Here is a 7,318-nt window from a genome sequence, read left to right as displayed (position 1 = left end):
CCGTGAGACCGACGGCGCGCAGCGCCGCCGCCACCTCGTGGCCGACGGCGGCGGTGGTCTCCGAGGAGCCGTCGAAGCCGCCGTAGTACAGCGACAGGCCGTGGCCGAGGACGGCGTGCTCGGTGCACTGGGAGTGGAAGTAGACGAAGCCGCGGGCCTGCGGGTCCTCCGCGCCGATCTCGCCGTTGCCGCAGCTGCGGCAGCAGGTGAAGTTCTCCCGGGCGGTGATCCCGGTCGCCTGCAGCGCGACGAACGCACGGGCCAGCCGCTCCGGGTCGGTCTCGCCGACCCAGGTGCGCTGCTCGGCGACCCGCTCCAGCCACATCCGGTCGACCAGCCGTCCGGCCTGCTCCGCGCTGACCGGTCGGTGACCGTCCCGGACGAGGTACTCCTCGGCGGTCTCGGCCAGTTGCGCCAACGTCGCGTACCCGCCCGCCAGTTGCAGCCGCAGCGTCTCCAGCAGGCTCTCCTCGTCCTCCGCCGGGAGCTCCAGCGGCGCGGGCTCCGGGTCCGGGCCGAAGTCGATCCGCTCCCACTCCTCCCCCGCCGCCCAGTCCGCGTCCTGCCGGGCCCACCCGGTCAGCAGCTCGGCGACCCGCTCCAGCTCGCCCACCCGCACCCCGAAGTGCCGCGACCGCGCGCCGTCCCGGTACTCGACCGTCCAGGCGCCGTCCTCCGGGCACGCCTGCGCGTAGGTGTCCGGCAGGTCCGGCACCCGCTGGAGCACCAGGAAGGAACCCTTCCACTGCCCCATGTCCCGTACCAGGTCCCGAAGTTCGTCCTCCGAGACCCGGACGCCGACCCGCCCCGACCTGTCCTGCACCACGATCTCCAACATGCGGCCCAGCCTGCCACCCGCCACCGTCAGCCCTCCGCCCGGACGGCCGGGGCCTGCCGTGACGGGCCGTGACGGGCCGCGCGTTCAGGCGGTCGACGGCTGCTTGCGCTGGAGCCACAGCCCGGTGAGGGAGACGGCCGCGGTGAGCGCCAGGGCCAGCAGGGCGTCCGCCCGGGAGTCGGCCAGGACGATCATCACGGCGTACAGCGCGAGCAGGGCGAGCAGGGCCGCCCAGGTGAGGCCCGGAAACAGCCAGACGGCGGTGCCGGGGGCGGGGCGGCGTCCGCCGGAGCGGTCCCGGCGGCCGAGCACCAGGTGGGCGGCGGCGATGCCGATCCAGGTGACGTAGACGGTGTCGCCGGTGACGTCCACCAGCCTGCCGAAGGCAGTCGTGGGGTGGAGGACCTGGAGGACCAGGCAGAGCCCCGCGAGCGCGGAGGTGAACAGAATCGCCGTGTGCGGCGCCCCGCGCCGGGAGATCCGGGCGAACAGGGACGGCGCGTCGCGGTCCCGGGCCAGCGCGAACAGCATCCGGGAGCTGGCGTAGACCTGGGAGTTCATGGTGGAGAGCATCGCCGCGAACAGCACGGCGTTCAGCACCGTGGAGGCGCCGGGCACGCCGAGGTGGTCGAGGGTCGCGGCGAACGGGCTCTCGCCGACGGCGGCGCTGTTCCAGGGCAGGAGCAGGACGACGACGGAGAGCGAGCCGAGGTAGAAGACGGTGACCCGCCACATGATGGTGCGGGTGCTCTTGCGGATCGCCGCGGCGGCGTCCTCGGCCTCGCCCGCGGCGATGGTCACGATCTCGGTGCCGGAGAAGGAGAACATCGCGCCGGAGGTGGCGATCACGACGCCGCTGAAGCCCATCGGGAGGAAGCCCCCCTGGCCCAGCAGGTTCCCGGTGCCGGGCGCGGGCGTGCCCGGCAGCAGGCCGGCCACCGCGGCCAGGCCGACGGCGATGAACAGCGCGACCACCGCGACCTTGATCCACACCACCCAGAACTCCATCTCGCCGTAGGCGCGCACGGAGACGAGGTTCACGGCGGTCACCGTGCCGAGCATCAGCAGGGCGACCAGCCAGACCGGGAGCGCCGGGAGCCAGCCGTGCACGATCCGCCCGGCCGCGATGGACTCGATGCACATGCCCAGCGGCCAGCCGACCCAGTAGATCCAGCCGCTGGCGAACCCGGCCCAGCGGCCGAACGCCAGCCGGCCGTACACCGCGAAGGCGCCGGTGTCGGGGCGGGTGACGGACATCTCGGCGAGCATCCGCATGACGACCACCACGATCGCGGCCGTCAGCGCGTAGGCGATCAGGATGCCCGGCCCCGCCTGCTGGATGCTCACGCCCGAGCCGACGAACAGCCCGGCGCCGACCGCGCCGCCGATGCTGATCATGGTCATGTGGCGGCTGAGCAGGCTCCGCGACAGCTGCGGCCCGCCCCCGTGCCCGCTGCCGCGCTCGCTGTCACTGCCGCGGTCACTGCCGCTGTCGCGCTCGCCGCCGCGGTCGCTGCCGTGCAGCAGGCCGGCGCCGGCGCCCGTGCCCGTGTGTTCCCCGGTGCCGCTCACGACCGCACCTCCGCCTTCCGGCGGACGTCCGCCTCCGCCTCCACCTGGGCCAGCAGCGCGCGGAACAGCGGCAGCCGGAGCTCCGGATCCGGTACGAGCGCCTCCGGGTGCCACTGGACGCCGACGGCCCAGGCGGACCGCGGGTCGGCGGTCGCCTCGACGGCCTCCACGCACCCGTCGTCGGCCCGGCCCGACACCCGCAGCCCCTCGCCCACCCGGTCCACCGCCTGGTGGTGGCCGGACGCCACCGCGATCCGGTCGCGCCCGAAGGCCCCGGCCAGCGCGCTGCCCGCCGACAGCTCGACCTCGTGGACGGCCCACTCGGTGCCGGGCTCCGGGTTGTGCGTGACGGCGGTCGGCGCCAGGTCGACGTGGAGGGTCCCGCCGCGCAGGACGTTCAGCAGCTGCATGCCTCGGCAGATCCCGAGCACCGGCCGCCGGTTGTCCAGGGCGTGCCGGAGCACCGCGATGTCCAGCCGGTCCTGGGCGGGGTTGACGTCGTACAGCGCCGGGTGGCCGGGGTCGGCGCCGTACAGGGCCGGGTCGACGTCCCCGCCGCCGGGCACCACGAAGCCCGCGCAGCCGGCCAGCCGCCCGTCCGGCGGGCCGTCCCCGGAGTGCGGCTCCAGCAGGACGGGTTCGGCGCCGGCGGCCCGGACGAGGGCGACGACCTGCTCGAAGATCCGGTTCGCCTCGCCGATGCGCTCGTCGGCGCCCGGCGCGTCGCCGTCGCTGAGGCGCACGGGTATCCCGATCAGAGGTGCTGGGTGGCCGGTGGTGCTCATGTGACTCTCCAGTGGACGGCTGGTGGAACGGCTCGTGAAGCGGCTTGCCAACGAGATGCGAAATCTAGAAGATAGATTTCATGGATGGCAAGAGCTGGACCCAGCACATCGAGCCGGTGCGTTCGGCCGGGGCCGCCGAGGCCATCGCCCGCCGGCTCGGCGAACTGATCGGCGCGCGGCTCCTGGTCGGGGGCGACCGCCTGCCGCCGGAGAAGGCCCTGGCCGAGCTCTTCGGGGTCGCCGTGATGACGATCCGCCACTCGATGGCGGTGCTGCGCGAGGACGGCCTGATCGAGACCCGGCGCGGCCACGGCGCCGGCACCTACGTCGTCCCCGGCGTCCTCGCCCGCATCGGGGAGCTGACCGCCCTCCACCCGTACACCCGCGCCGACATCGAGGAGCTGACGGCCTGGCGGATCGCCGTGTCCGGGGAGGCGTCCGCCCGGGCCGCCCGCCGGGCCTCCGCGGCGGGGCTGGCCAGGATGCGCGAGCTGGAGACCGCCGCCGACGCGGCCGTCGCCGACGCCGAGGCGTACCGCACCGCGGACGCCTGCCTGCACCTGCACATCGCCGAACTGTCCGGCTCCAAGCGCCTGTTGGAGGCCGAGCAGGGCATCCAGCACGAGCTGACCAGGCTGCTCGCCAACCACCCCGGCGGCACCGGGGCCCGCAGCACCCCCGACCAGCGCCACCGCGCCCTCGCCGCCGCCATCGAGGCCCGCGACCCGGCCCGCGCCCGCGAGCAGTTCACCGTCCACGCCGAGGCCACCGCGGACCTCTTCCTGCCCTTCGTCCAGCAGCCGCCCCACCCGGCCTGACCGCCGGGCACCCTCCCGGCCCGACCGCCGGGCGCACGAACGGCGGGGCCCGCCCGGGAGAGCGGTGGCTCCCCCCGGACGGGCCCCGGGAACGGACGAGGAGTGCTACTCGGCGGCGTTCTCCGGGAAGTGGCAGGCCACCTGGTGCCCGGTGCCGGTGGTGGCGAGCGGCGGCTCCTGGCTCGCGCAGACGTCCTGGGCCTTCCAGCAGCGGGTGCGGAAGCGGCAGCCGGACGGCGGGTTGAGCGGGGAGGGCACGTCGCCGGTGAGCAGGATGCGCTCGCGGCGCTCCTTGCGGCGCGGGTCGGGAACGGGCACCGCGGACATCAGGGCGTTGGTGTAGGGGTGCATCGGGCGGGCGTAGAGCGCGTCCCGGTCGGCGATCTCGACGACCTTGCCGAGGTACATGACGGCGACCCGGTCCGAGACGTGCCGGACGACCGAGAGGTCGTGCGCGATGATCAGGTAGGTGAGGCCGAGCTCCTTCTGGAGGTCGTCCAGCAGGTTGACCACCTGGGCCTGGATGGAGACGTCCAGCGCGGAGACCGGTTCGTCGGCCACGATCATCTTGGGGCGCAGGGCCAGGGCGCGGGCGATGCCGATGCGCTGGCGCTGGCCGCCGGAGAACTCGTGCGGGTAGCGGTTGTAGTGCTCGGGGCTGAGCCCGCACAGCTCCAGGAGGTCCTGGACGGCCCGCTTGACGCCGTGTTCGGTGGCGACCTTCTGGAGCCGGAAGGGGGCGCCGACGATGGTGCCGATGGTGTGCCGGGGGTTCAGCGAGGAGTACGGGTCCTGGAAGATCATCTGGATGTCGCGCCGGAACGGCCGCATCGCCGCGGTGCCCAGGTGGGTGATGTCGGTGCCCTCGAACTCGATCCGGCCGCCGGTGGGTTCGTCCAGCCGGGTGACCAGGCGCCCCATGGTGGACTTGCCGCAGCCGGACTCGCCGACCACGCCGAGGGTCTCGCCGGCGTTGACCGCGAAGTCGATGCCGTCGACCGCCCGCACCGCGCCGACCTGGCGCTTCAGCAGCCCCTTGGTGACCGGGAAGTGCCGGGTCAGCCCGGTGACCCTCAGCAGGGGTTCGCGGTCGGGCCCGGAGGCTTGCGCCGACGCCTGCGCGGGCACCTTCGCGAGCTGCGGCACCGCCGCCTGGCTGTCCGTCATGACTGCTCTCCAAATGGGTGGTACGTGCTCACAGCCGGGGCGCGATCTCTTCGGTGAAGATCCGGTGGCGTTCGGCGATCGGCAGGTGGCAGGCGGCGTGGTGCCGGGGTGCGGCCTCGGCGAGCACGGGCACCTCGGTGGTGGAGCGGCCGCCGGTGAGCTCGGCGTACGGGCAGCGCGGGTGGAAGGCGCAGCCGGACGGCACGTTGATCAGGCTCGGCGGGGTGCCCTTGACCGGGACCAGCCGGTCCTGGAGCTCCCGGTCGAGGCGGGGCATCGAGCCGAGCAGGCCCCAGGTGTAGGGGTGCTCGGGGGATTCGAAGATGGTGGCGGCGGGGCCGCGCTCGATGGGCTTGCCGCCGTACATGACCAGGATGTCGTCGGCGAGTTCGGCGACCACGCCCAGGTCGTGGGTGATGATGACGACCGCCGAGCCGAACTCCTTCTGCAGGTCGCGGATCAGGTCGAGGATCTGCGCCTGGACGGTGACGTCGAGGGCGGTGGTCGGCTCGTCGGCGATCAGCAGCGAGGGGTCGTTGACCAGCGCCATCGCGATCATGGCGCGCTGGCGCATGCCGCCGGAGAACTCGTGCGGGTAGTTGTCGACCCGCTTGTCGGGCTGCGGGATGCCGACCCGGTCGAGCATCTCGACGGCGCGCTTGCGGGCGTCCTTCTTGGAGACGCCGGGGTGGTGGGCGCGGTAGCCCTCGACGATCTGGGCGCCGACCGTGAAGTAGGGGTGCATCGCGGTCAGCGGGTCCTGGAAGATCATCGCCATCTTCTGGCCGCGCAGCTTGCGCACCCGGTCGGGGCCGGCCGCGATCAGCTCCTCGCCGTCGAGCCAGATCTCGCCGCTGATCCGCGGGGCGCCGCGCTTGGTGCCGGTCCGGTGCAGGCCCATGATCGACAGCGAGGTGACGGACTTGCCGGAGCCGGACTCGCCGACGATGCCGAGCGTCCTGCCGCGCTCCAGGTCGAAGCTCAGCCCGTTGACGGACTTGACCAGCCCGTCGTCGGTGGGGAAGTGCACCTTCAGGTCGCGGACGGAGAGGAAAGGCTTCTCGGTGTTGCTCATGTCAGCCTCACCCGGGGGTCGACGACGGCGTACAGCAGGTCAACCACGAGGTTGGCCACGATGATGAAGAACGCGGCGAACAGGGTCACGCCCATGATCACCGGGAGGTCGCTGGACTGGATCGAGGTGACCGCCTCGTAGCCGAGCCCGCGCAGGTTGAAGGTCTTCTCGGTGAGCACCGCGCCGCCGAGCAGGGCGCCGAGGTCCATGCCGAAGATGGTCAGGATCGGGGTCATCGTGGAGCGCAGGGCGTGCTTGCCGATGACCACCGGCTCCTTGAGCCCCTTGGCGCGCGCGGTGCGGATGTAGTCCTCGCCGAGGACTTCCAGCAGGGTGGCCCGGCTGAGTCTGGCGTAGGTCGCGGCGAACAGGAAGGCCAGCGTCACCCAGGGCAGCACCAGCCCCTGGAACCAGGAGACCGGATCGTCCGTGAAGTCGGTGTAGCTGTTGGGGAACCAGCCCAGTTGGTTGACGAAGACCGCGAGCGCGACCAGGCCGGTGAAGTACATCGGCAGCGAGACGCCGGCCAGCGCGACGGTCATGGTGATGCGGTCCAGGGCGGTGCCGCGGCGCAGCGCGGAGATCACGCCGGTGGCGGTGCCGAACACCAGCCAGAGCACGGAGGCCCCGATGGCCAGCGAGAAGTCGACGCCGACCCGGTTGAGCAGCAGCGGCCAGACCGCCTGCTCGGTCTTGAACGAGTAGCCCAGGCAGGGGGCCGCGCAGTGGGTCATGTCGACGCCGGCGTTGTAGTCGCGACCGGCGAACACCCCGCGCAGGAAGAGCCAGAACTGTTCGATGATCGACTTGTCGAGGCCCATCTTGTGGCGGATGCCCTCGATCGCCGCCTTGTCCGCGATCTTGCCCACGTAGAGCATCGCGGGGTCGGTCCCGGTGAGTTTCGGCACCATGAAGAAGATGCCGAAGGTCACCGCGGCGACCACCAACAGCATGAAGACGACGTTGATCAGCCGCCTGAAGATATACACGAGCACTGCGGTCGGCCCTGCCGCGGGCCGGCCGGGCGCCCCGGTGGGGGTGCCGCGGCCGGCTCGGGCAGGGC

At 72.8% G+C, this 7,318-nt stretch carries 7 protein-coding genes; 1 reads left to right on the top strand and 6 read right to left on the bottom strand.

The window, feature by feature from the left end; translation table 11 throughout:
* The 3 genes from ACFUEL_RS03585 to ACFUEL_RS03575 all read right to left on the bottom strand — a co-directional run.
* Positions 1 to 838, bottom strand: an 838-nt coding sequence (locus ACFUEL_RS03585) for a DUF6891 domain-containing protein (RefSeq protein WP_380234287.1), incomplete at its 3' end; no start/stop codon positions are given.
* A gap of 84 nt (positions 839 to 922) precedes the next feature.
* Positions 923 to 2,410, bottom strand: a complete 1,488-nt coding sequence (locus ACFUEL_RS03580) for an amino acid permease (protein WP_380234286.1) — start codon at positions 2,408 to 2,410, stop codon at positions 923 to 925.
* Positions 2,407 to 3,195 carry a gamma-glutamyl-gamma-aminobutyrate hydrolase family protein gene (locus tag ACFUEL_RS03575; RefSeq protein WP_380234285.1) on the bottom strand — a complete coding sequence of 263 codons (789 nt, stop codon included), beginning with the start codon at positions 3,193 to 3,195 and terminating at the stop codon, positions 2,407 to 2,409. The genes ACFUEL_RS03580 and ACFUEL_RS03575 overlap by 4 nt, the downstream gene beginning before the upstream one ends.
* 80 nt (positions 3,196 to 3,275) lie before the next feature.
* On the opposite strand from ACFUEL_RS03575, the gene ACFUEL_RS03570 reads away from it, so the two are divergent.
* Positions 3,276 to 4,013, top strand: coding sequence for a FadR/GntR family transcriptional regulator (locus tag ACFUEL_RS03570; protein WP_380234284.1), 738 nt, complete (start codon positions 3,276 to 3,278; stop codon positions 4,011 to 4,013).
* 105 nt (positions 4,014 to 4,118) lie between these two features.
* Here ACFUEL_RS03570 and ACFUEL_RS03565 read toward each other — a convergent pair whose 3' ends face one another.
* From ACFUEL_RS03565 to ACFUEL_RS03555, 3 genes are read right to left on the bottom strand one after another with little or no spacing between them, the layout of a single operon-like run.
* Positions 4,119 to 5,180 (bottom strand): ABC transporter ATP-binding protein, encoded by a 1,062-nt coding sequence (locus ACFUEL_RS03565; RefSeq protein WP_380234283.1) that lies wholly within the window; start codon positions 5,178 to 5,180, stop codon positions 4,119 to 4,121.
* A 28-nt stretch (positions 5,181 to 5,208) separates the two neighbouring features.
* Positions 5,209 to 6,255: an ABC transporter ATP-binding protein gene (locus tag ACFUEL_RS03560; RefSeq protein ID WP_380234282.1), complete on the bottom strand. Its 1,047-nt coding sequence runs from the start codon at positions 6,253 to 6,255 to the stop codon at positions 5,209 to 5,211.
* Complete coding sequence (locus ACFUEL_RS03555) at positions 6,252 to 7,250, bottom strand: ABC transporter permease (RefSeq protein ID WP_380234280.1); 999 nt, start codon at positions 7,248 to 7,250, stop codon at positions 6,252 to 6,254. The genes ACFUEL_RS03560 and ACFUEL_RS03555 overlap by 4 nt, the downstream gene beginning before the upstream one ends.
* Positions 7,251 to 7,318 lie beyond the last annotated feature (68 nt).

The sequence above is a fragment of the Kitasatospora sp. NPDC057198 genome, assembly GCF_042670125.1.
GTDB lineage: Bacteria > Actinomycetota > Actinomycetes > Streptomycetales > Streptomycetaceae > Kitasatospora.
This window is presented reverse-complemented; position numbering and strand designations above follow the sequence as displayed.